The sequence below is a fragment of the Limnospira sp. genome, assembly GCF_051859755.1.
Lineage (GTDB): Bacteria > Cyanobacteriota > Cyanobacteriia > Cyanobacteriales > Microcoleaceae > Limnospira > Limnospira fusiformis.
Genome location: NZ_JBIMLI010000306.1, coordinates 1 through 1,800, shown reverse-complemented (window position 1 = coordinate 1,800; position 1,800 = coordinate 1). Strand labels below are relative to the sequence as shown.

Below are 1,800 nucleotides of genomic sequence, written 5' to 3'. Positions count from 1 at the left end.
AGATGCGAATGGCGCACGTAATATAATGTTACGTGCTTTGAGGGATTCCTCCTTTACTGTCAGCAATGATGGTATTGTTATAGTTACAGTCCGAGCATGGTCAATCAATGTTAAGGAATGTTCAGCTTAAATGAATCAGGGCGATAATATGAATCGCAGCCCTGCGCTAGTTCCGACCCCACGAGCCAGAAGATTAATCAACCCGCCCTTTCGCGAGAGATTATGATGCACCCAACCCGCTAAAATTGGGTTAATAACTATCACAAAAATAGATTTATGTCTTACTACATTTCACCTCGATTTCTTGATAAGGTTTCCGTCCATATTACCAAAAACTTTTTAGATATTCCCCGGATAAAAGTTCCCCTAATTTTAGGAATACACGGACGCAAGGGAGAAGGCAAAACCTTCCAATGTGAACTTGTCTTTAAGACCATGGGAATTGAACCCGTGATGATTTCTGGGGGAGAATTAGAAAGTCCTGATGCCGGAGATCCCTCCCGACTGCTACGGCTACGGTATCGGGAAGCGGCCGAACAGGTGCGGGTAAAAGGTCAAATGTGCGCCATTTTTATTAATGATTTTGATGCCGGGGCTGGCAGGTTTGACTCAGGAACTCAATACACGGTTAACACTCAATTAGTTAATGCTACACTAATGAATATTGCCGACAATCCTACTAATGTGCAATTACCCGGAAGTTATGATGAAACCCCATTACATCGGATTCCGATTATTATAACGGGAAATGATTTCTCTACCCTCTACGCCCCTTTAATTCGCGATGGTCGGATGGATAAGTTTTATTGGGAACCTAGCCGGGAGGATCGCATTGCTATTGTGCGGGGAATTTTTGCTGATGATTCACTCTCGGATAGTCAGATTATCAAATTGGTTGATGATTTTACCGGACAGGCGATTGATTTCTTTAGTGCTATGCGATCGCGTATTTATGACGAACAAATCCGCGAGTTTATCTATCATCAAGGCTTAGATAAAATCTCGCGCCGCCTAGTTAATAGTGTCGACAAACCCCCCGAACTTCCTCAGCCTGATTTTAGTCTTCAACACCTGATCGAGTCTGGGCGTGCTATGGTAGAAGAACAGCAGCAAATCCAGAAACTACGCTTGGTGGAAGAATATAACCAATTCCGCACGGTTAATTCTCAGCCAATTAACCGCAATCCTCAACCGATTAATCAACCACACCTTCCCTATAACCCGGTCATGCCTCCCCATGCTTTTGATGATTTAGGTCCCTCTAATTGGCAGGGAGATAGTAGCAGTTCAACTACTTTTATTGACGGTCAAACTGTCAGCAGTAAGCTGAGTTTAGATGTTTTGGAACAGGTGCAAAAAATCCGGTCAGGGGGTTATCAAATTGGTTTGGAATATGCTGATCAGCGTCACTTTAAGACGGGTTCCTGGAAAAGTTGTGCTATTATTGATGGCGGTATCCCCGAGGCGATCGCTTCTGTGGAAAATTGCCTAAGTCAACACCCAAAGGACTATGTGCGACTGTTAGGCATTGACCCCAAACAGCGGCGGCGTGTGGTGGAAACCATCATTCAGCGTCCCTAAAACCATAAAAGTAGGGGTGAAATGTCCGCCGGGACACACCCCTAATTAAAGTCTTAGAAGCCACAATAACAGCTACAACCCCTAGTTAGGGTGGGTTCAATTCAAGCATTTTCTGGGATGCGATCGCTATGGCATCTTCACTGGTGGATATTTGACCCTCAGCCTTAGCAATTTGTATCTCTTGGAGTAGATCCCCTAATAAGGGACTGGGAGAGAGTC

1 protein-coding gene is annotated in these 1,800 nt (G+C 44.6%); it reads left to right on the top strand.

Annotation, left to right across the window (positions count from 1 at the left end; translation table 11 throughout):
* The first annotated feature begins 276 nt into the window (after positions 1-276).
* Positions 277-1,581 (top strand): RuBisCO small subunit-like domain-containing protein, encoded by a 1,305-nt coding sequence (locus tag ACTIE0_RS24145; RefSeq protein ID WP_006623851.1) that lies wholly within the window; start codon positions 277-279, stop codon positions 1,579-1,581.
* Positions 1,582-1,800 lie beyond the last annotated feature (219 nt).

Coding starts and splice junctions, on each gene's coding strand:
- ACTIE0_RS24145 (WP_006623851.1), top strand. CDS start 277: ATGTCTTACTACATTTCACCTCGATTTCTTGATAAGGTTTCCGTCCAT.